The 21,282-nt window shown below is 66.2% G+C and carries 20 protein-coding genes; 13 read left to right on the top strand and 7 right to left on the bottom strand.

Features of this window, described 5'->3' with window-relative positions; translation table 11 throughout:
* Entirely contained in the window at nucleotides 1-657 is a 657-nt protein-coding gene (locus VGQ44_14095) for a copper homeostasis protein CutC (protein ID HEV8447958.1), read from the bottom strand.
* The gene (locus VGQ44_14090; GenBank protein HEV8447957.1) at nucleotides 654-1,178 is read right to left on the bottom strand and encodes a DUF1572 family protein; all 525 of its coding nucleotides are present in this window, start codon (nucleotides 1,176-1,178) and stop codon (nucleotides 654-656) included. Before VGQ44_14090 ends, VGQ44_14095 begins: the two co-directional genes overlap by 4 nt.
* 51 nt (nucleotides 1,179-1,229) lie before the next feature.
* Here VGQ44_14090 and argJ point away from each other — a divergent pair, with 51 nt between their 5' ends.
* Nucleotides 1,230-2,402 carry a bifunctional glutamate N-acetyltransferase/amino-acid acetyltransferase ArgJ gene (gene argJ, locus VGQ44_14085; protein ID HEV8447956.1) on the top strand — a complete coding sequence of 391 codons (1,173 nt, stop codon included), beginning with the start codon at nucleotides 1,230-1,232 and terminating at the stop codon, nucleotides 2,400-2,402.
* Between the two features lie 25 nt (nucleotides 2,403-2,427).
* Here argJ and VGQ44_14080 read toward each other — a convergent pair whose 3' ends face one another.
* Nucleotides 2,428-3,297: a carboxypeptidase-like regulatory domain-containing protein gene (locus VGQ44_14080; GenBank protein HEV8447955.1), complete on the bottom strand. Its 870-nt coding sequence runs from the start codon at nucleotides 3,295-3,297 to the stop codon at nucleotides 2,428-2,430.
* A gap of 36 nt (nucleotides 3,298-3,333) precedes the next feature.
* Complete coding sequence (locus VGQ44_14075; protein HEV8447954.1) at nucleotides 3,334-3,768, bottom strand: Rid family detoxifying hydrolase; 435 nt, start codon at nucleotides 3,766-3,768, stop codon at nucleotides 3,334-3,336.
* Nucleotides 3,769-4,219: 451 nt separating this feature from the next.
* On the opposite strand from VGQ44_14075, the gene VGQ44_14070 reads away from it, so the two are divergent.
* Both VGQ44_14070 and VGQ44_14065 read left to right on the top strand, forming a co-directional pair.
* Nucleotides 4,220-4,567 (top strand): PadR family transcriptional regulator, encoded by a 348-nt coding sequence (locus VGQ44_14070; protein ID HEV8447953.1) that lies wholly within the window; start codon nucleotides 4,220-4,222, stop codon nucleotides 4,565-4,567.
* Complete coding sequence (locus tag VGQ44_14065; GenBank protein ID HEV8447952.1) at nucleotides 4,564-7,230, top strand: ABC transporter permease; 2,667 nt, start codon at nucleotides 4,564-4,566, stop codon at nucleotides 7,228-7,230. Before VGQ44_14070 ends, VGQ44_14065 begins: the two co-directional genes overlap by 4 nt.
* A gap of 29 nt (nucleotides 7,231-7,259) precedes the next feature.
* On the opposite strand, the gene VGQ44_14060 is transcribed toward VGQ44_14065, so the two are convergent.
* Both VGQ44_14060 and VGQ44_14055 read right to left on the bottom strand, forming a co-directional pair.
* Complete coding sequence (locus VGQ44_14060) at nucleotides 7,260-8,237, bottom strand: amidohydrolase family protein (GenBank protein ID HEV8447951.1); 978 nt, start codon at nucleotides 8,235-8,237, stop codon at nucleotides 7,260-7,262.
* The gene (locus VGQ44_14055; GenBank protein ID HEV8447950.1) at nucleotides 8,227-9,549 is read right to left on the bottom strand and encodes an amino acid permease; all 1,323 of its coding nucleotides are present in this window, start codon (nucleotides 9,547-9,549) and stop codon (nucleotides 8,227-8,229) included. Before VGQ44_14055 ends, VGQ44_14060 begins: the two co-directional genes overlap by 11 nt.
* Nucleotides 9,550-9,855: 306 nt before the next feature.
* Between VGQ44_14055 and VGQ44_14050 the strand changes: the two genes are divergently transcribed.
* The 9 genes from VGQ44_14050 to VGQ44_14010 all read left to right on the top strand — a co-directional run bounded on the left by VGQ44_14050 (nucleotide 9,856) and on the right by VGQ44_14010 (nucleotide 18,836).
* Entirely contained in the window at nucleotides 9,856-10,659 is an 804-nt protein-coding gene (locus VGQ44_14050; protein ID HEV8447949.1) for a hypothetical protein, read from the top strand.
* A 160-nt stretch (nucleotides 10,660-10,819) separates the two neighbouring features.
* Nucleotides 10,820-12,016 (top strand): hypothetical protein, encoded by a 1,197-nt coding sequence (locus VGQ44_14045; GenBank protein HEV8447948.1) that lies wholly within the window; start codon nucleotides 10,820-10,822, stop codon nucleotides 12,014-12,016.
* A gap of 84 nt (nucleotides 12,017-12,100) precedes the next feature.
* Nucleotides 12,101-13,261: an aminotransferase class V-fold PLP-dependent enzyme gene (locus tag VGQ44_14040; GenBank protein ID HEV8447947.1), complete on the top strand. Its 1,161-nt coding sequence runs from the start codon at nucleotides 12,101-12,103 to the stop codon at nucleotides 13,259-13,261.
* A 34-nt stretch (nucleotides 13,262-13,295) separates the two neighbouring features.
* Nucleotides 13,296-14,918: a serine/threonine-protein kinase gene (locus tag VGQ44_14035; protein HEV8447946.1), complete on the top strand. Its 1,623-nt coding sequence runs from the start codon at nucleotides 13,296-13,298 to the stop codon at nucleotides 14,916-14,918.
* Nucleotides 14,918-16,309: a sodium-dependent transporter gene (locus VGQ44_14030; protein HEV8447945.1), complete on the top strand. Its 1,392-nt coding sequence runs from the start codon at nucleotides 14,918-14,920 to the stop codon at nucleotides 16,307-16,309. Before VGQ44_14035 ends, VGQ44_14030 begins: the two co-directional genes overlap by 1 nt.
* 50 nt (nucleotides 16,310-16,359) lie before the next feature.
* Complete coding sequence (locus tag VGQ44_14025; protein HEV8447944.1) at nucleotides 16,360-16,875, top strand: thiamine pyrophosphate-binding protein; 516 nt, start codon at nucleotides 16,360-16,362, stop codon at nucleotides 16,873-16,875.
* Nucleotides 16,872-17,456, top strand: coding sequence for a thiamine pyrophosphate-dependent enzyme (locus VGQ44_14020; protein ID HEV8447943.1), 585 nt, complete (start codon nucleotides 16,872-16,874; stop codon nucleotides 17,454-17,456). Before VGQ44_14025 ends, VGQ44_14020 begins: the two co-directional genes overlap by 4 nt.
* A 2-nt stretch (nucleotides 17,457-17,458) precedes the next feature.
* Nucleotides 17,459-18,256, top strand: coding sequence for a cyclase family protein (locus VGQ44_14015; protein HEV8447942.1), 798 nt, complete (start codon nucleotides 17,459-17,461; stop codon nucleotides 18,254-18,256).
* A 43-nt stretch (nucleotides 18,257-18,299) separates the two neighbouring features.
* A complete protein-coding gene (locus VGQ44_14010; GenBank protein HEV8447941.1) occupies nucleotides 18,300-18,836 on the top strand; it encodes a hypothetical protein in 537 nt (178 codons plus the stop codon).
* A 54-nt stretch (nucleotides 18,837-18,890) separates the two neighbouring features.
* Here the strand turns inward: VGQ44_14010 and VGQ44_14005 are convergent, their stop codons facing one another.
* Nucleotides 18,891-20,237, bottom strand: a complete 1,347-nt coding sequence (locus VGQ44_14005) for a M20 family metallo-hydrolase (protein HEV8447940.1) — start codon at nucleotides 20,235-20,237, stop codon at nucleotides 18,891-18,893.
* Between the two features lie 191 nt (nucleotides 20,238-20,428).
* Between VGQ44_14005 and VGQ44_14000 the strand changes: the two genes are divergently transcribed.
* Nucleotides 20,429-21,274 (top strand): CbbQ/NirQ/NorQ/GpvN family protein, encoded by an 846-nt coding sequence (locus tag VGQ44_14000; GenBank protein ID HEV8447939.1) that lies wholly within the window; start codon nucleotides 20,429-20,431, stop codon nucleotides 21,272-21,274.
* Nucleotides 21,275-21,282 lie beyond the last annotated feature (8 nt).

Here is a 21,282-nt window from a genome sequence, read left to right as displayed (position 1 = left end):
CTAACTGCGAACGGCGGCGACGATGCCGCTGATTCTCGTCGGATCCAGCTCGCAGCGGGCGTGCAATTCCGCGACGCCGGTTTGGTCGACGATTGAGCGGGCGTTGTCACCGCGCACTTTTCCGCCGGCCATGATCGTGATGCGGCCGAGTGCCTCGAAGACGAGATCGCGCAGCAGGTCGATGCCTTCGACGGCGGCGCCGGGACCGCCGCCGGTGAGCACGCGATCGACGCCGGCCTCGACGAGCGCCTCGAGCGCCGTCGCCTGACTCCGCGCTTGATCGAAGGCGCGGTGGAAAGTGACGGGATGCAGCGACGCGCGCTCGACCAGCTCGCGGGTGAGCGCGCGATTCACGTCGCCCATCTCGTTCAATGCGCCGACCACCAATCCGTCCGCGCCGAGGTTGAGGGCGGCGTCTATGGATTTGCGCATCTGGTCCGTTTCGGCGGCCGTGTACACGAACGAGCCGCCGCGCGGACGGATCATCACGAACACGGGAATCTTCACTGCCTTCTTCACGGCGGCGATCAGCTCGGCGCTGGGCGTCGTGCCGCCGACGTCGAGCTGCGCGCAGAGCTCCAGCCGGCCGGCTCCGCCCCGCTCGGCGGCGAGGGCCGACTCGACGCTGTCGACACAGCCCTCGACGAGCACGTTCACCGTGAGGCTGGTCGCTCGAAAATCGGATTCTGGTTGTATTCCCGCGATTTGCCTTTCGGAATGGTGATCCATTGCCAATCGCTGGTGAGGACGCGGGCGACGATGATGATCTGCCCGCAATGGTTGGCGATGTGCGAGAGGGATCGGGTCAGCTGCGCGTGCACGCTGGCGCCCTGCCCGCGAATGTAGACCGTCTTTCCGAAGTCGTCGTCGGTGAGTGACGCGAGAGTGGCTTCGAGAGTGCCCCAGCCGGTGTCCCAGAGCGCGCGCACGTCGGCGCGCACGAAGGGTCCCTCGTCGAACTCGCTGTCCCGGTCGCGCCAGGGCTTCTCTCCATCCGACGTGAGAAAATCGCTGAAGCGCGATTTGAGGTTGCCGCCCACGTGGCGCATCAACATCGCGATCGAGTTGCCGTCCTTCGCGAGGATGCGGTTGAGATCATCGTCGCCGACCTGCCCGATGGCCTTTTCGGCGGCAAGGCGCCAGCGGCGATACTCGTCGGTGAAATCCGTGATGTACATGGTACGTGTATCTTATGCGCTTCCCGTTCCCCGTCTACACCCGCTTCTCGCATGGACTTTCACGCGACGCCCATTTTCCCGCGCGGATTCAAGTGCGCGAGCCGGAATTGCGGCCTCAAGCCGCAGGCGAAAGACCTCGCCCTCTTCGTGAGCGACATCGATGCCGCCTCGGCGGCGGTCTTCACGCGAAACCAGTTTCCCGGCGCGCCGGTCGTGCTCGGCCGAGAGACGATCCGAGGCGGCTCCCTCCGGGCGATCGTCGCGAACAGCAAGTACAGCAACGTCGCGACCGGCCCGGAGGGGTTGGAGTCCGCTCGACGGATGGCGGCCGCCGCGGCGGAGGAAGTCGGCAGCGAAGCGTCGCGCGTGCTGGTGAGCTCGACCGGCGTGATCGGCGTGCGGCTGCCGATCGAGACGATCGAGGCCGGTATCGTCGGCATGTCTCGAGACTTGGTGCCGGACCCGCTCGTCGGCGCCGAGGGCATCATGACGACCGACACGTACGCGAAGGCGTTGTCGGTGTCTGTGCCGAACAGCCGCGCGACGATCACCTGGGTCGCAAAGGGCTCGGGGATGATCGAGCCGAACATGGCGACGATGCTCGTCTACATCTTCACGGATGCCGAGCTCGATGCCGCTTCGCTCGATCGCGCGCTGCGCGACGCGGTGCACGTCTCGTTCAACATGCTTTCGGTCGACACCGACACGAGTACCTCGGACACGTGCGCAATTCTCGCGAACGGGCTCGCGGGGCCCATCGACATGCGCGCGTTCGCCGCCGCGCTCACCGCCGGCTGCATTCGGATGACGGAAATGCTCGCGCGTGACGGCGAGGGCGCCGAGCATCTCATCCGCGCGGCGGTGCGCGGCGCGGCGAACGAGGATGAAGCGCGGCGAGTCGCCAAGTCGCTCGTGAACTCGCCTCTCGTCAAGACGATGGTCCACGGCGCCGACCCGAACGTGGGACGCCTGCTGATGGCTGTCGGCAAATGCGTCGACGTTCGCATCGACCCGAGCCGCACGGACGCGTCGATCAATGGACATCAAGTCGTGCGAGGCGGACGGCGGCTCGACTTCGACGACGCGGTGGTTCGCTCGACGCTCGCCGCCGAGCGGGTGGATCTCGAGGTGTCGCTCGGCGTCGGCGATGGCTCGGCGACGGCTTATGGATGCGATCTGACCAAGGGCTACGTCGAGGAGAACGCGGCGTACTATTCCAGCTAGGTGACCGGTGTCCGGTCACTGGTAGCTACTTCTCGCGGGTCCAGAGCCATAGGGAGCCGCAACCTTGGTCGGTGCTTGTGTGCATGCCGATCGGCATCGACGCAGCGTCGGGATAGAATTCGACGCCGGCAAATTCGGTGACGCCCATCTTTGAGAGATCCGGTGGCTGAAGCCCGGGGTCTTTCGGATTTTTCTGGGTCATCCCCGGATAGTAGATCAGCGCGCCGTCGATGTAGATCTCGACGTAGCAGTTGGGCTGAGTGCATACGTGGAACGCAAGGCCCAGGCAGCCCTTGCGAGTCGAGACCAGCCACCGTGCGCCAAGCTGCCCGGTGGTCAGCATCGCCCCGGGGAGACGGCTGGCGACGATGTTCGCGAGCACGTCACTCTCGTTCGCGCGCAACACGCTGTCGGAGATGAAACGTCCCCCCTGACCGGAGTGGCGCCGCTCCTCGAACCCCCGCAGCATCGGCGAGATATACGTCGATTCCCTGGCGACCGACCGCATGGTGTCGAGCGGCTGAGCGTTGGGCGTCAGCGAAAAGCGGTGCGTGGTCTCCTTCCCGCCGTCGAGCTTGATCGTCTCACGTCGCGCGTCGAAACCGATGTGGCGGATCTCGATGAGAAGTTGGCCCGCCGGCAAGCCGTCGACCTGGAACTCGCCCGTCGAATCGGTTCGCGTTCGCCGATCGAGCGAAACGAACCAGACCTCGGCCTCGGCGACCGGCGTCTTTCCATTTTGATTCGTGACCACTCCGTGAAGGCGCGCCGCGGTCGCGCGAGCGGACGAATCGTGCGTCGGACGGTCCGTACGTTGGGCGTTCGCGCGGCTCGTGACGAAGGCGAGGATCGCGCAGAGGTGAGCGACGCCGGTGAGGCAGCGGCGCGAGCGCATTCGTGCTCGTGGAATCATCGTGCCCGCCCGCCCCCCTTACGTCACCGCCATGCACTCGATCTCGACGCGCGCGTTCAGCGCCAGCCCCGACGCCGCCATCGCGCTCCGCGCCGGTTTGCGCGCGCGGAAATACGTGAGGTAGATCTCGTTGAAATCATTGTAGTCGCGAATGTCGGCGAGGAACACGGTGCACTTCACGACACGGTCGAGCCCGGAGCCGTGCCGCTCGAGCGTCGCCTTGATGTTGTTGAGCGCCTGCCGAGCCTCGGTCTGGAGACCGCCGGGTACGAGGCGACCGGTCGAGTCGGTACCGATTTGACCCGCGAGATAGAGCACGTCGCCGACACGAACCAACTCGGAAAAGGGAGCGGCGGGTCGAGGAGAAGGAATCCATTCGACCTCGAGCGCGTTCGGGCGGGCGCACGCGGCAGCGAGCGAGGCCAGAGCGACGAGACGCAGAGTCCGGAGCATGGGGGCGGGGAAAGAGTTGCGACCATGATGGCGGGGGGAGGTCCAGGGCGGTAGCCCGAGACTGCCGAACTCTAAAACGACCGGCCCCGAAACTGCCGAGAGCCGAACTGCCGAGAGCCGAACCGCCGAGAGCCGAAACTGCCGAAAGCCGAAGCTGCCGAAAGCCGAAACTGCCGAAAGCCGAGACGCCGAAATGGCCGAAGACCGAAACGGCCGAAGACCGAAACGTCCGGAAGCGGAAGGGTGGGGCGCGTCGCTGGTGCGCGTACTCGGAGTTCGACCCTTCGGAGCTTGGCCTATTCGGAGTTCGGCCGTTTCGCCCCCCTCGGAGTCTGGCCGTTTCGGAGTTCGGCCGTCTCGGGGCTCGGCCGCTTCGGAGTCTGGCCTTTTCAGTCGCCCAACCTTTTCTTCTTCCCTTGTGTCACACAGGGTGGAAGATTCCCGAGCGACCATGGCCGACGCCCAATCCGACCTTCTCCGCAGTAGCCTCGATCTCCTCATCCTGAAAGCCCTCTCGTGGGGTCCGCTCCACGGCTACGGGATCAGTGAATGGATCGAGGGCGCCAGCGAATCCGTCCTCCTCCTCGAGGAGGGCACGCTCTACCCCGCCCTGCACCGCCTCGAGCGGCGAGGGTGGATCGCGGCGGAATGGGGCGTGTCCGACAACAATCGCCGCGCGAAGTTCTACAAGCTCACGAGCGCCGGACGGTCGCGCTTTCGCGCCGAGTCGCCGATCTGGCATCGGCACGCGAACGCGATCGTCGCGGCGCTCGCGCGCAAATCACCGGAGCCATCGTGAGCGTCGGGCGGGGCTGGCGCCGGTTCTTCCGAATCTCACGCGACGGCCAATCGGCGCGTCGCGACGTCGACGACGAGATCGCGTTTCATCTCGCTATGCGCGAGGAGAAGCTGCGCCGCTTGGGCGCGTCGCCGACCGACGCCGAGGCCCAGGCGCGCGCGAGGTTCGGCGACCCGGGACCAGTACGCGACGAGTGCGTCACCATCGACCAGCGCTATGCGCGAGAGGTGCGTGTCATGGAATGGATCGAATCCGTGTGGTCCGACCTCCGGTACGCGTTCCGCACGCTCCGCCGCATGCCGGCGTTCACGCTCGTCGCCACGCTCACGCTCGCCCTCGGCATCGGCGCGACCACGGCGATGTTCACCCTCGTCGACGAGATCCTCCTGCGGCCGCTGCCCTATCCCAACGCCGATCGGATCGTTCGGCTCATTCAATCGTATCCGGAGATCGGGCTCGCCACGTGGGGCATCTCGCAGGCGAATATCGCGCTGTACCGCGACGGCGCGACCGATTTCGAGTCGTTCGCGGGATATCGAACGAACGGGATGACGCTCGCCGCCGGCGGCCGCGCGGAACGAGTCGACGCGGCGTTGGTGACCGCCGACTTCTTTCACGTGCTCGGCGTCGACCCTGCGCGCGGTCGGCCCTTTACTCGCGACGAAGACACGAAGGGAAACAATAGCGTCGCCATTCTCAGCGACGCGTTCTGGCGTTCGCGATTCGCCGGGCGAATCGATGCGATCGGCTCGACGATCGATCTTGACGGAAGCCCGATCCGCGTCATCGGTGTGATGCCTTCGGGATTCGCGTTCCCGACCGCCGGGACCCAAGTCTGGCTGCCGATGGGTCTCGATCCGTCGCGGCAATTCGGATTCACGAACGTCGGTATCGCTCGACTGAAACCGGGAGTCTCGGTCGAGCACGCGCGCCGGCAGACGACGGCGATCATGTGGGATTGGGCGCGCCGCGGGCCCAACGTGGCCCGTAGCAAGTCGGTCGATCCGGCGCGCACGCACATGGCGACGATCGTCGGGCCGCTTCAGGAAGCGATGACGAAACGGACTGCCCGACCTCTCATCGTGCTGCTCGCCGCCGTTGGACTCATCCTGTTGATCGCGATCGCCAACGTCGCGACATTGCTGTCGAGCCGCGCCGCGATTCGCCAGCGTGAGATTGGACTTCGCGCCGCGCTGGGCGCGACCGGCAGCCGCGTGATTCGCCAACTGCTCACCGAGAGCGTCGCGCTGGCGCTGCTGGGCGCCGCGGCCGGCGTCGCCATGGCGTTCGCAGCGGTGCGAGTCTTCACCAACTCTCGGCTCGTCGCGCTCCCCCGCTTGCACGAAGTCCATGTCGACGGCCGCGTGTTGGCGGTGACGCTCGCGATCTCCGTGCTGAGCGGCGTTCTCTTTGGCCTCCTGCCCGCCCTGCAAAGCGTTCGCGCCCGGACCACGGGGGAGCTCACGATGCGCGAGACCGCCCAGCGCTCGGTGCGCCGGCTGAACAGCGGACTCGTCGTCGCGCAGCTCGCGCTGTCGGTGATTCTGTTGATCGCCGCGGGACTCATGCTCGAGAGCTTCCAGCGCCTCACCGCGGTCAACCTCGGCTTTCGCCCGGAGGGTATCACGTCGATCGCGCTTCCACTTCCATCCAAGTACAACAGCGCGTCGACGGCGAATCCGTTCTTCGCGACGATCCTCGAGCAGGTTCGCGCGGTGCCAGGCGTGCGCTCGGCGGCGCTCGCCTGGGGCTTGCCGTTCGAGGGCGAGTCGAACTACGACGGTTTTTTGGTCGGCGACCGCCCGGCGCCATCGTCCGGCGCAGAAGGCCAGACGTATCAGATCGGCGTGAGCCCGGGTTACTTCGCGACGATGGGCATTCCGCTCCTGTTCGGGCGCGACGTGTCGGCCAGCGACGACACGACGAGCGTTCCGATCGCGTTGATCGACGAATCGATCGCCAAACGATACTGGAAGGGACCCGACGCGCTCGGAAAACGCATTCGCACGACCGGCGACACGACGTGGCTCACGATCGTCGGCGTCGTCGGCGCGATCCACGACGGCGACGCGACGCGGCTGCCGGCGCCGCATCTATACGTGAGCCTCGCGCAGAGCGGCTCCCAGCGGGTCTCGTTGGCGATCCGCGCCGACATGGACGGCGCCGGCGCCGTTCGCTCAGTGCGGTCGACGATCTCGAGACTCGACTCGGCGATTCCGCTCGACGGCGTTCGGACCCTGGGATCCGTCGTCGGGGATTCGTTGGCGACGAAGCGGTTGACCGAGATCCTGCTCGCCGCCTTCGCGGCGGTGGCCGTGCTGCTGGCCGCCGTCGGGATCTACGGCGTGATGTCGCTCTCGGTGGCGAATCGCCGGCGCGAGTTCGGAGTCCGCCTCGCCGTCGGCGCGGAACCTCGCGCGCTCGTGCGGCTCGTGCTGCGCGAAGGCGCGATCGTCGCTGCCGCGGGAATCGGCATCGGCGTGATCGGCGCCCTCGTCGCGACGCGGTGGATGGCGTCGCTGCTCTACGACGTCAGCCCGACGGATCCGGTCGTGTTCGTCACGCTGTCGGCGTTGCTCGCCGCGGTCGCCGTGGCGTCGTGCTTCGTACCGGCGCTTCGCGCGTCGCGAAGCGATCCGCTCGTCGCGTTGCGCGCTGACTGATGTTCCGCGCGCGCAACGCAACTACGCCGCTACAGCTTGTAGAGCGCTTTCGCATTTTCGCCCATGATCTTCTTGCGCTCAGCGTCCGACACGCTGAGCGCGGCGAGACTCGACTTCATCTTCGGGATGCTGCCGATCTGGTGCGGGTAGTCGCTTGCCGCGAGCACCTGACTCGCGCCGGCAAAGTCCACGCAGAGCCGCACGGCGCGCGGGTCGAAGTTCACACCGTCGTAGTAGAAGTTCCGCAGATACTCGCTCGGCTTGATCGAGATGTCGGCGCGACAATCGGGAAAAGCCTCGAACCCGCGGTCGAGTCGCTCCACCAGATATGGAATCGCCCCGCCGAGGTGGCCAAGCACCCATTTGATGTTCGGGTAGCGCTCGGGCACGCCGGCGAAGACGAGCTTCGCCGCGGCCAGCGTCGTATCGCCCAAGAATCCGATGAGCGGCATGAGCCAGTAGTCGGTCATCGCTTCGACGCCGACCGGATCCGTCGGATGGATGTGTAGAATCGCGCCGAGCCGGTTGGCTTCGGCGTAGAGCGGCTCGAAGCGTTTGTCGGCGAGCGCGACGCCGTTGACGTTGCTGAACAACATCGCGCCGGGCATGCCGAGTTGCGTGACGGCGCGCGTGAGCTCGGCGACCGAGGCCGCCGGGTCGCACAGCGGAAGCGTCGCCAGCGCGGCGAAGCGCGGCGAGCGTTCGCGCACCACCGTCGCGAACGCGTCGTTCACGAGACGCGCGAAGCGCACGGCGCGGTCGGGCGGCTCGACGTGCGTGCCCGGCGTCGTAAAGGTGATGATCTGCGTGTCGACGCCTTCTTTGATCAGAACGTCCTGGCGATACCCGATGTCCCGATGTCCGCGCACGGCGACGTTGTAGTCACCGGGATAGTGGAGACATGGATTGCCCTCGGCGTCAATCGTCAGCTTGACCGCGCTGTCGCCGGCCTTGAGCGCGTCGAGATATTCGGGCGGATAGAAGTGGTTGTGAACGTCAATCAGCATGTCGTGGAGTTTGCGAGAGGGAGGACTTGCGGAAGAAGACAAGGTAGACGGGCAACCCGGCCGCGACGAAGAGGAGCCCCGTCCACGCGTTCGCCGCGTCGGTTACGAGCTGGTGCGCCACAATGAAGCCGGACGCCAGAATGAAAATGATCGGCACCGCCGGAAAGCCCCACACGCGGTACGCCGGTTGATAGGTGCCGCGTGCCCGCAGACGAAAGAGCCCGGCCGCCATGAGCGCGAAGAAGATCCATTCGGTGTACACGACGCGCGTGAAGAGCGCGCGATAGGTGCCCGTGGAGACGAGAATCACCGCCCACGCGCCTTGAAGGAGGATCGCCCGGTGCGGGGTGCGGAAGCGCGGATGGATCGCGGCGGCCCACGACGCGAGCAGCCCGTCGCGCGCCATCGCGAGGTAGGCGCGCGGGCCGGAGAGAATCACGCCGTTCAGCGCACCGAAGGTGGACACGGCGACGATGGCTGACATGAGCGCGGCGCCGCCCCGTCCGAGTACCGCGTCGGCCGCGTCGGCCGCGACGCGCGAGGAGCCCGCGATCCGATCGGGGCTCAGCACGTGGAAGTAGGCCGCGTTGAGCGCGATGTAGCAGGCAGTAACCAGCAGCACGCCCGCGACGAGCGCACGCGGAATCGTGCGCTCCGGAGTCCGCGTCTCCTCGGCCGCGTACGTGACCATGTGCCATCCGCCGAACGCAAATAGGCCGGCGACGATGGCGGGCGGAACGCTCGAGAGAGTCAGCGAGCCACCGGCAGTCGAGACGCCAGGGGTGAGGGGCGAGCGCGGCCCGAGCGCGAACGCGACGGCGATGATGAGGACGATGGCCGCGACCTTGAGCAGCGTGAACGTCGTCTGCACGACGCTCCCCTGCTTCACGCCGACGTAATTGATCGCCGTGAGGATCACCACGGCGCCGACCGCGATGGCGCGCGCGCCGAAGTCGTTGGTCGGGAAAAAGAACGTGGCGTAGCGCGCGAAGACGGTCGCGATGACCGCGATGATTCCGGTGTGCATCGTCCAGAACATCGCCCAGCCCCACAAAAACCCGACGGCAGGCGAGAAGCTCTCTTTCAAGAAGACGTAAACGCCGCCCGCGCGCGGGAAGGCCGACGCGAGCTCGGCCGCGATCAGCGCGCCGAAGAGCGTCAGAACTCCCGAGGCGAGCCAGACGGCGAAGACGCCGCTCACGGTCGGAACCGCGCCGGTGATCACCGACGGCTGCACGAAGATCGACGCGCCAATGATGATGCCGACGACGAGCGCGGTGGCGTCGAGCTGGTTTATGGAACGCGAAAGCATGGGCGCGGAAACCTGGCCGAACGAGGGTGGGCCGGCCAGTAGTTTCTCGGCGAACGCGGCTGTCTTGAACGTCGGACGCAAAACTGTCCAGGGGCGGGGACGATGTGCCTAGGCATGGCTGCGGCGCGCGTCACAAATGCGCGGTTACCTGGCGGTGTCAGGATCGCCTAAAGAACGTAACGACAAGAACTTACAGCATGCAGAGCCGAGTTCCAGCGTGAACGGGCCGGTGCGGCATGGGCGCTGCGAAACAATGGGCTCAGGCCGGCCACCAAACCCGGGCCGGTCTCAACCAGGAGCAAGAAAATGTCAAAACTCACGTGGATTCAGCGCTCGATTCCATTGGCAGCCGCCGCCCTCGTCGGCGCGGCACCGGTGGTCATGGCGCAGGGTCAGCAGCTTTTCGACTGGACCGGTCGAGTCGACCGCGAGGTTCAGATCTATATGCGGGGCAATCAGATCTGGACGCAGAAAATCGGCGCAACCGAGCCCAACTTCCAGCGCGGCCGGGCGATGACCGACCTGCCTCGGCAGAACGGCGTCGTTCGCGTGCAGGTGATGCAAGGCCGGGGTGACGTCGCCGTGATTCAGCAGCCGAATGCGCAGAACGGCTTCACGACGGTCGTCCGCATTCAGGACCCGCGCAGCGGGTCGGACTCGTATCGTCTCGTCGGATATTGGGAGGGCTACTCCAACGGCGAGTACGTCGGTTGGCCGGGCCGAGGCCGTGGACGCGACCGTGACTATCCGAACAATAGCAACGGCGGCTATGGCGACCGCGGCGACCGCGGCGACCGCGGGCGCAATGGCAATCGCACCATGCTGCACTGGAGCGGCCAGGTCGACGACCAAGTCGAGCTTCGCATCCAGAACGGCCGCGTCTTCTCGCGCACGCTCAGCGGCAAGCAATTGATGAACGAGCGCTTCGACGCCGGCAACATGGACATGCCGCGTGGCAACGCGAACGTGGCGGTTGTTCAGAACAGCGGTCGAGGCAGCGTAACCGTGGTGCAGCAGCCTGCGTCGTGGAACAACTATACGACCGTGATACGCATTCGAGACCCGCAGGGCGGCTACGGATATTACGATTTCAACCTGATGTGGCAGTAACGAAGACCTCGCGTTCGAGATCGCGCCGCCTTTGCGATTCGCGATGTAGAACGACAGCGGCGTAGCGGACTCTCCGCTGCGCCGCTGTTTTCTTTGGTCGGGCTACCGCGGCTTGTAAGCTGCATTCATCTTCACGGATCATCGGACGACCGGACTCGTCATGGCAGTCATGCTCGGTGCTCGCGGAAGATGGACGCGCAGATGGACGTCGCGGCTCGCGCGACTCGTGGTGCCCCTGGGACTCCTCGCCGTTCGGCCGGCGCGTGTAGCCGCCCAGGAGCTTGCCAGCAGCAATCGGTGGGAGGCGCTCCCGACGCGGCTCGCCGACAGCACATTCTGGCGGCTGGTCACGACCACGTCGGAGCCCGGGGGCTACTTTCGCTCGGACAACTTCGTCTCGAACGAGACGAGCTATCAATGGGTGATCCCCGAGCTTCTCCGCACAACGAAGCCGGGCGGTGTGTACCTCGGCGTCGGGCCCGATCAGAACTTCACGTACCTGGTCGCGCTGCATCCGAAGATCGCATTCATCTTCGACATCAGGCGTCAGAACATGCTGACGCACCTGATGTACAAGGCGCTGATCGAGCAGTCGGCCGACCGCGCCGATTTTCTGTCGCGATTGTTCTCGCGTCCGCGTCCGGCGCATCTCGACACGCTGACGGCACCCGAGTCGCTCTTCGTCGCGTACCAGCTCGTGCCGCCGGACAGCGCCGCGTACCGCCGCAACATGGCGTCGATCATCGACCAACTGTCGAAGAAGCATCATTTCGCGCTTACCTCCGATGACACGGCGTCGATCGGCTACGTGTATCGGTCATTCGTCGCATACGGGCCGGACATCACGTACAACTCGAGCCAATCGCGCAATTCGGGTTACGGCCGCATGCCGAGCTTCGCGCAGCTGCAGATCGAGACGGACAGCGCCGGGCTTCATCGCAGCTACATGGCGAACGAGGCGAACTTCCGCGCGCTCAAGCAGCTCGAGACGGACAACCTGGTCGTTCCGCTCGTCGGGGACTTCGCCGGTCCGACCGCCATCCGCGCCGTGGGCACGTACCTCAAGGACCACCACGCCGGCGTCACCGCTTTTTATCTGTCGAACGTCGAGCAGTACCTGTTTCAGCAGGGTGACGACTGGCGGCATTTCTTCGACAACGTCGGCGAGCTGCCGCTCGATTCGACGAGCACGTTCATCCGGTCCGTGTTCGACGGCGCGGTCTACTACCGAGGGGCGCCGCCGTTTGGGGGGTACATGCGCGCGCGACAGATGCTGGGGTCGATGCTCGCGCAAGTGACGGCATTCCGCGCCGGCAAGCTCGCGACGTACAGCGACGTAATCGAGACCTCGCGCTAAACGCTGGGGGGCACTCGAGCGTCACACGCCGAGCGTGTGCTACAACAGGGTTGCCATCGCCGAGCCCGGGCTCAGATTCGAGCCATGCCCGAGACCGCCGTCCTGCCCGCGTACGATCTGGCTGCCGCGCGTGCGGGGATTCCGATCCTCGCCACGACGATTCCGATGAACAATTGCTCGCAGGCGCCGCAGACGATCGCGACGCGAGCGGCGGCGGAGCGGTATCTGGAGTCGTGGAGTACGCGCGCCATGGATTGGGATGCGTGGATGGCGGAGGTGGATGCGGCGAAGGCTGAGTTCGCGCGGCTGATCAATGCATCGCCAGGCGAAATCGCCGTCTTCAGTTCGGTCTCCGAGGCGACGAGCGCGGTCGCGAGCGCGATCGATTTCGCGCGCGGTCGTACGAAGGTCGTGGTAACCGAGGCCGAGTTTCCGACGATCGGCCACGTGTGGCTCGCGCAGCGGGGGCGCGGCGCGCACGTCGAGTGGATCCCCGTATACGACGGGCGGATCGACGAGCGCGAGTACGAGCGCGTCGTGGACGACCGAACGGCGATCGTTTCGGCGACGCACGGCTACTTCCTCAACGGATTCAAGCAGGATCTCGCTCACTTGGCGGGCGCGGCGCACGACCGCGGCGCGCTGCTCTACGTCGACGGCTACCAAACGCTGGGAACGGTGCCGATCGACGTTCGAACGCTCGGCTTGGACTTCTTGGCTGCGGGGAATCTCAAGTTTCTCATGGGGATTCCTGGAATCGCGTTTCTCTACGTGCGGCGGGATCTCGCCGCGACGCTCGAGCCCGCGGTGACCGGGTGGTTCGGCCGCGCCAATCCGTTCGACTTCGCGGTGAAGCGGCTGGACTGGTCCGCGTCGGCGAGCCGGTTCGACACCGGAACGCCACCGATCGTGAACGCCTACGTCGCGCGTGCCGGAATGCGGATCATCAACGATATCGGAGTTCCGGCGATTCGCTCGTGGCTCGAGGTCCTCGGGCAGCGGCTGATCGACGGTGGGCGCGCCCGCGGGCTCGAGCTGCTTGGCACGGATGACATGACGCACAAGACCGCGACCACGGCATTCGTCGTCGGCGACTCGCACCTCGTCGAATCGAAGATGCGCGAGCGAGGCGTCATCGCGTCGGCGCGCGGACCCGTGATCCGGCTATCGCCGCACTTCTATAGCTCGGTCGAGGACGTGGACACGGCCCTCGACACGCTGGCATCGCTTTTGGCCGCGCAGTGAACGCACGGACGCTTCGCGGTATATTCTCGCCGCGATGACGAGCCTCGGCGACCTTCAGCAGCGACTCGGCGGACGATACGAGATCGAGCGGGAGCTCGGTCGCGGCGGCATGGGGGCCGTGTATCTGGCGCGCGACGTGAAGCTGGGACGTCCGGTCGCCCTCAAGGTATTGCCCGCCGAGTTCGCGACCGCGTCCGCCCTTCGCGATCGGTTTCTTCGCGAGACGCGAATGGCGGCGAGCTTCTCCCACCCGAACATCGTGCCCGTCTACGCGGTCGAGGAGAGCGACGACTTCCTCGCGTATGTGATGGGTTACATCGAAGGCGAGAGCGTGGCCGAGCGCGTGCGGCGCGCGGGGCCGCTGAGCGTGCGGGAAGTCGTCCGTCTGCTGCAAGACACCGGCTACGCGTTGGCGTACGCGCACGGGCGCGGCATCGTCCATCGCGACATCAAGCCGGACAACATCATGATCGAGCGCGCGACGAGTCGCGCGCTGGTCATGGACTTCGGCGTGTCGAGAACGATCGCCGCGCCGGACGACGGCGCCGGTGCGGGGCTCACCCGCGTCGGGGAAGTCGTGGGCACCGCGGAATACATGAGTCCCGAGCAGGCGACTGGCGATCGAGTCGACGGACGAAGCGATCTCTATTCACTCGGCCTCACGGCGTACTATGCGCTGACCGGCCGCGTCGCGATGGCGGCGGATTCCACGGGCAAAGCGCTCGTCAAACAGATCACGGAAACCCTCGCGCCGATGGCGACCGTGCGTTCGGATTTGCCGGCGCCGTTAGCCGACGCGATCGATCGCTGCCTGCTCAAGGATCCGGACGCGCGTTTCGCGCGCGCCGAGGAGCTGGTCGAGGCGCTCGACGCCGCGCAGCTCACCGCGCCCGAAGTGCCGGTCCCCATTCGGCTGTTCGTGCAGGAGGCGGGCACGCTGTCGTTGGTGTTGGTGATGGGGACCATCCTCGCCTATTTCATGGCGCAATCCGTCTCCGCCGGGGACGGCGGATCGGTCGACATGCTGCTGCCGGTCTTGTTGCTCGCGGGCGTCCTGGTCACGCGCGTCGCACAGACCTTCGGCGAAGCACGGCGGTTGGCGGTCAACGGGTTCAGCGCCGACGCGGTGCATCGAGGGCTGGTCGCCGTGCTCGCGGAGCGGCAGTCGCAGCGCGACGCCTTGCGGGCCGACCCCGCCGCGCGACACGCGCGCCGGCGAAGCGTCGCGATTCTGGCCGCCGCTCCCATTGTGGGGTTCGGAATGGCGTGGTGGGCGTTCACGATGAGAAAGCAGGTCGGTCCGCACTCGTATCAAACGCCGGTCGCCGGACTGCTCCTCATCTTCGGCGGCGTCGTCTTGTTCGGCGTCTCGCTCGCGTTGCTGCTGCGCAGCCCGTTCCGAATGCCGCTCGGCGAGCGACTGTTCCGACTGGTTTGGCTTGGACCGCTCGGCCGAACATTCACTCGAGCGGCGGGGCGCGGCGTCGCGCGTCCCCATTCCGCGAGCGGTATTGCCAGCGCCGCTCACGTTGCCGCGGCGAAGCGCGCCCCCACGTCGTCCGTGAAGCCAGCCGGCGGGGGGGTGCGCGCGCCCGACCGCATCGACGCGCTCGAAACGCGCGTCGCCGAATTGGAACGCTGGAGGCGAGGTAGTTGATGCCTGTCGACGGAATGGCGGCGAAGCCGCGCCAGAAGGCCGGGCGCGGATCGACGACGAGAGCGCGCGAGACGTTCGCGACGAGATTCGGGACGCTCGTCACGGTCATCGGCGTCGCGATCGGGCTCGGCAACGTGTGGCGGTATCCGTACCTCGTCGGAAAGTTCGGCGGGGCGGCGTTCGTTCTCTTTTATGTTTTCGTCGCCGTCGCCATCGGCATGCCGGCGTTAATGGCGGAGTTCGCGCTGGGCCGGTTCGCGCGACGTGGTCCGGTGGGCGCGTTCAAGGCGGCAGGCCTCCCCGGCGGAACAGCCGTGGGTTGGTTCTTCTTCGTCATCGTGATCGCGGCGACGGGCTACTACACGGCCGTCGTCGGCTGGGTGTTGTATCACGCGGTGGCGCAGGTCGGCGCCGGTTTCGGGATGCACATCCAAGCCTCGGCCATTCTTCCGCCCGAGCACGGGTTCGACCTCACGTCGTTCGTGCTGCAACTCTGCTTCACGGCGATCGTAGCTCTCGCTTGCGCGGTCGTCGTCGCGAAAGGGTTGAGAGCGGGGATCGAGCGTGCGAGTGCGTGGGTCATGCCGGTGCTGCTCGTCGCGCTCGTGCTGCTGATGGTCCGATCGCTCACGCTGCCCGGCGCCATGGCGGGCGTGCGATGGTACATCTTGAAATTCCGATGGGCGGATCTGACGCCGACGGTGATGGTCGCGGCGATCGGCCACGCGATCTTTTCGTTGTCCCTCGGCGGGACATTCATGGTGGTGTATGGCTCGTACATGAAGCACGACGAGAGCGTGGCGCGCCCGGCGCTGTGGACCGTGATCGGCGATACGGGGTCGTCTCTGCTCGCGGGCTTTGCCGTGATCCCGGCGGTGTTCGCGTTCAACCTCGAACCGACGTCCGGCCCGGGGCTCATCTTCGCGACGCTGCCGAAGGTGTTCGCCGAAATGCCGGCGGGAGCGCTGTTCGGCGCGGTGTTTTTCATCGGGCTCTCGTGCGCCGGCTATCTATCCGACGTCGGCGCGTTCGAGGTGCTGGTGGCCGGGCTGACCGACAACACGAAGATGTCGCGCGAGCGCGCGGTCGCACTCGTGACAATCGCGATTTTTCTTGCTGCCATTCCGCCGGCGATCAACACCGGCATCTTCGTGCCGTGGGACCTGACGTTCGGATCCGGCATGCAGACGCTCGGCGCATTGGTCGCGGTGCTCGCCGTCGGTTGGTTCATGAAGCGAGGCGACGCACTCAAGCAACTCGGCGAGCGCGGCGAGGTGCCGGTCCCCGCCCTGCTCTACTACTGGGTGCGTTTCGGAATACCCGCGGCGATCGGGGGCGTGGGCGTCTGGTGGCTGCTGTCGAGCGTTTTCAGTACCGTAAAGCCGGTCTAGCTCGTCGTTTTGTTTTTCGCGGTCCACCTGTCCACCGGTCCACCTGCTTCATGCCCGTCTCCGTCTCGAGCTCCAAGCTGATCTACCAGTGCCTCCGCGACGTCGGCGTGCGGATCGTGTCCGCGCTGCCCGAAACGTGGCTGGTGCATCTGATCCGGATGGCAGAGGACGATCCGGAGATGATGCTCGTGCGCCTCGCGAAGGAAGAGGAGGGCGTCGGCATTTCCGCGGGCGCGCATCTCGCCGGCGTGAAGTCGGCGATGTTGATGCAGAACCACGGATTTCTCGCGTCGGTCAACGGCATCGTGTCGTGCGCGCAGCTCTACCGCATCCCGCTCTTGATGTTCATCAGCCACCGCGGCGAATTCGGCGAGCGAGATCCGTGGCAAACCGAGGGCGGCGGCGTGACGACGCACGTGCTCGACGCGCTCCGAATACCGCACATGCTGCTCGATTCGCCCGATCACGTAGCTCGCCGCATCAATAAGGCGCAGACGCTCGCCTACTCGGCGAGCCGGCCGGTCGCGCTCCTGCTCGCGCGCGATCTGATGTGGGAGGAAGCATGAAGCGCCGAGACGCGATGGAAGCCATTTACGGCGAGCTGGATCGCTGCATCGTCGTGACGATCATGGGCGCGGTGGCCGCGGAGCTTCAGTCGATCGGCCACAAGCCGAACTTCTTCTACTTGCAACACGCGATGGGGTTGGCGTCGTCGATGGGATTGGGCATCGCGCTGAGCCGCCCCGAGCTGACCGTGGTCGTGTTCGACGGCGACGGGTCGGTGCTCATGAACCTCGGCGGGCTCACGACGCTCGCGCGATATCGTCCGAAAAATCTGATTCACGTCGTATTCGACAACGAAAGCCTGCTCTCGGTCGGCGGTTTTCCGACGGCGACGTCCACCGGCAGCGACCTCGCCGGGATCGCGTCCGCGGCGGGAATACCGCGGACGCACACCGTGACGACGATCGACGAATTCAAGACCCAGTTCGCCGAGGCGCTCGCCGCGCACGAAGTCACGACGATCGTCGCCAAGGTCGAAGCGGTGGGACCGGCGGGCTACGTGACGGACCTCTCGCTGCTCGAGAATCGGTACCAGTTTCAGCGCCACCTCCGCAGCCTTCAGACTTCTCAACGGTCGAGCTGATCATGGCCACAATGACAATGACGACGACGATTCTCACGCAATTGGTGGACGAGCTCAACGCGGGAAAGCTCAAGGTCGTCGACCTCACGCAACCGCTCGGGCCGGAAACGCCGGTCATCGGACTTCCACCGATCTTCGGCCAATCGCCGGGGCTGACGATGGAGGTCATCTCGCACTTCGACGACAAAGGGCCGGCGTGGTACTGGAACGTGCTCCACCTCGGTGAGCACACCGGCACGCACTTCGACGCGCCGGTGCATTGGATCTCGGGCAAGGACCTGCCCGACAACCGCTGCGACACGATTCCGGCGCGTCGGTTCGTCGGCCCCGCATGCGTGATGGACGTGTCGCGCGAGGTCGCGAAGAACGAGGACTTCATCCTGATGCCGGACCACGTCACGGCCTGGGAGAAGGAGCACGGCCGGATCCCGACAGGCTCGTGGTTCCTCCTGCGGACGGACTGGAGCAAGCGCTCCGATCCGAAGTCGTTCCTCAACGTGAAGGACGACGGCCCGCACAGTCCGGGATTTCACAAGACGACGTCCGAGCTGCTGGCAAAGGACCGCGGGGTGCTCGGCGTCGGCGTGGAGACGGTGGGAACGGACGCCGGCCAGGCGGGTACGTTCGATCCGCCGTTTCCGAATCACGCGACGATGCACGGAGCCGGGAAGTTCGGACTGGCGAGCCTTCGCAACCTCGATCAGCTTCCAGCCACGGGCGCCATCGTGATCGCGGCGCCGCTCAAGATCGTGAATGGCAGCGGGAGTCCGCTGCGCGTGCTCGCGATCGCGCCCGCTTGATCAGTCCTTCGTCTCATCGCAACCGATGCCGGAGAGAACGTTCATGACGCCGTTGACGCGGGCCGCCGCGGCCGCGAGTACGCTCGCAGCGATCGCCCTGCTCGTAGGCGCGACGCCGCTCGTCGCGCAGCGAATCTCGACCGTACCGACGGGGCAGCCGGTGGGCGGGATTTCGTGCGACGAGATGGAGGGGCAGCGGATCCACATCCATCAGCATCTGCTGATCCTCGACCGCGGCAAATCGGTCGACATCCCGAACAACGTCGGCCGGCCGTTGGGCGGTCAGTGCCTTTACTGGGTACACACGCACACGCCGGACGGCGTGATTCACATCGAGTCGCCCGCGAACCGCACGTTCACGCTCGGCGACTTCTTCGCGATCTGGGGGCAACCGCTGAGCGAGACGCGGGCAGCGACGGCGTTCGCGAAGACGGGATCAAAGCTCAAGGTGTGGGTCGACGGGAAGCCGTATTCCGGCGACCCGGCGAAGATTCCGCTTCTCCGTCACACCGACGTGGTCATCGAGGCCGGTCCGCCCTTCTCCACTCCGCCGAGGTTCACTGACTGGCAACAACGGTAGGGAGTGGAGGCGGCGGGTGGCTGCGGCCGCCGCGGCGCGCGCTGAAATCGAGCGCTACGCGAGCGCCTTGTCCGCCGCGAGCACGGAGCGCAGCAAGACGTTCGCGCCGTTGGCGATGTCCGCCGGCTTCGAGAACTCCTTCGGCGAGTGGCTGATGCCGCCGACGCTCGGAATGAAGATCATCCCGATCGGACCGATCACCGCCATCGCCTGAGCGTCGTGCCCGGCGCCGCTCGGCATCTGTCGAGTCGAGAGGTGGAGTGACGCCGCCGAATCGGCGATGATCTTGCGCATGCGCGGATCGGTCGGCGCGGCGACGTTGGCATGCAGCTCGGCGAACGCGAACGACGTTCCGTTCTGCTTTCCGATCGCGTCGGCGTTCTTGCGAATCGTCGCGTACATCGAGTCGATTTTGGCGTCGTCGAGGTCGCGCAGCTCGAGCGTGCAGACAACCTTGCCCGGAATGACGTTCGGCGCGCCGGGGAACGCCTGTATCCGACCGACCGTTCCGACCTGTCGCCCCGCGATGCCGACTACGACACGATTCACCATGTCCACGAAGCGCGCGGCGGCGAGCAGCGCGTCGTGCCGCTGATTCATCGCGGTCGTACCGGCGTGGTTCTGGAATCCGGCGACCGTGACCTCCCACTGCTTGATGCCGACGATTCCCTCCACTACGCCGATGTCGACCTTGGCCGCGTCGAGCGTGCCGCCCTGCTCGATGTGCAGCTCGAAGTATCCGGCGATCGATCCCTTCGGACGCTTGACGTCGGCGAGGCGCGCGGGATCGCCGCCGATGAAGCGAATCCCGTCTTCGACCGTCTTGCCGCTGCTCGAGACGGTCTTGAGCTCGGCCGCCGTGAGTTGGCCGCTCACCGCGCGGCTGCCGAACAGCCCACCCTCTTCATTCTGCCAGATCACGACCTCGAGCGGATGCCGCGTGACGATCGAATGCTCAGCCAGCGTCTGGGCGACTTCGATCGCGGACGTGGATCCGACTTGTCCGTCGTAGTCACCGCCGCCGGGAACCGAGTCGATATGTGAGCCGAAGAGGAGCGGATGGAGCGACGCGTCGCTTCCGGCGCGACGGCCGATGATGTTTCCGGCGAAGTCGATGCTCGGCTCGAGCTTCGCCGCGCGCATCCACTCCATGACCTTCGCCCGTGCCGCCTTGTCGGCGTCGCTGTACGCCACGCGCGACACACCGCCCTCGGGGTTCTTGCCGAACTCGCCGAGCGCGGCGAGGTGCGAGTTGATGCGGTCGGCGTTGACGTGGAGATCGGGCTGCGGGGAGGCCGGGAGGCCGGCGGTCTGCGGGGCCGCGGAGCCGCCGGCAATACGACGAAAAAACGCCGTGGCCGCGCCGGTTGCCGCTATGGCGTTGAAATCGCGTCGGTTCATGGGCGGGAAGTTGTTGAGCCCGGGCTCGCGTGGGAAGACGGCCTGAGGATTTTCGGGGGGGTCATCTCTCGCCGGCGCGGGTATCAACGTGGACGCGCGCGGACGAACTCGATTGTCCGAAATTCGTCATGGAACTGGCCTAGCGAGTACGAGACCGCACATCATGCTGCGAATTCTCACCTGAACTCACGATGCTGAAACAGAGTCGCCAAACGTTGTCGCCGGACCTCGTGCACTCGGCCGAACACGGCGCGCGGTGGGTGGCGCGGGAGCCGTACTATCTCGCGTCGGGAGACGAGGTCGAGGTGTTCGCCAAGTGTCACGCGCGCGGGCTGCCGGTCATGCTCAAGGGGCCGACGGGGTGCGGGAAGACGCGGTTCATCGAGCACATGGCGTGGAAGCTCGGACGGCCGCTCGTCACCATCGCGTGCCACGACGATCTCTCGGCGAGCGATCTCACGGGCCGCTTCCTGATCAAGGGCGACGAGACGGTTTGGGTCGACGGCCCGCTCACGACCGCGGCTCGGCTTGGCGCGATCTGTTATCTCGACGAAGTGGTCGAGGCGCGGCAGGACACGGTCGTCGTGATTCATCCGCTCACCGACGATCGGCGTCTGCTGCCGATCGAAAAAACGGGCGACGTCGTCGAGGCGGCGCCGGGCTTCCAGCTCGTGATCTCGTACAACCCGGGCTATCAGCACGCGATCAAGGATTTGAAGCCGAGCACGCGACAGCGATTCGTCACGCTCGAGTTCGATTTTCCTGCGGCGGGCGCCGAGGCGGAGATCGTGGCGCACGAGAGCGGCGTGAAGCGCGGCACCGCGCAAGCGCTCGTCGAGCTCGCGCACAAGGTCCGGCGGCTCAAAGATCAAGGCTTGGCGGAGGGACCGGGGACACGCTTGCTCGTCTCTGCCGCCAAGCTGATCGCCGATGGCGTGTCGGCGCAGGATGCATGTCAGGCGGCGTTCGTCGGGCCGCTGACGGACGACCCCGATCTCGTGAGCGCCATCGCCGATCTCGTCGCGGCGTTGTTGTAGTGCCGCAC

The sequence above is a fragment of the Gemmatimonadaceae bacterium genome (assembly GCA_036003045.1).
Lineage (GTDB): Bacteria > Gemmatimonadota > Gemmatimonadetes > Gemmatimonadales > Gemmatimonadaceae > JAQBQB01.
The sequence above is the reverse complement of the archived record's forward strand: the minus strand, read 5'-3'. Positions and strand labels throughout refer to the sequence as shown.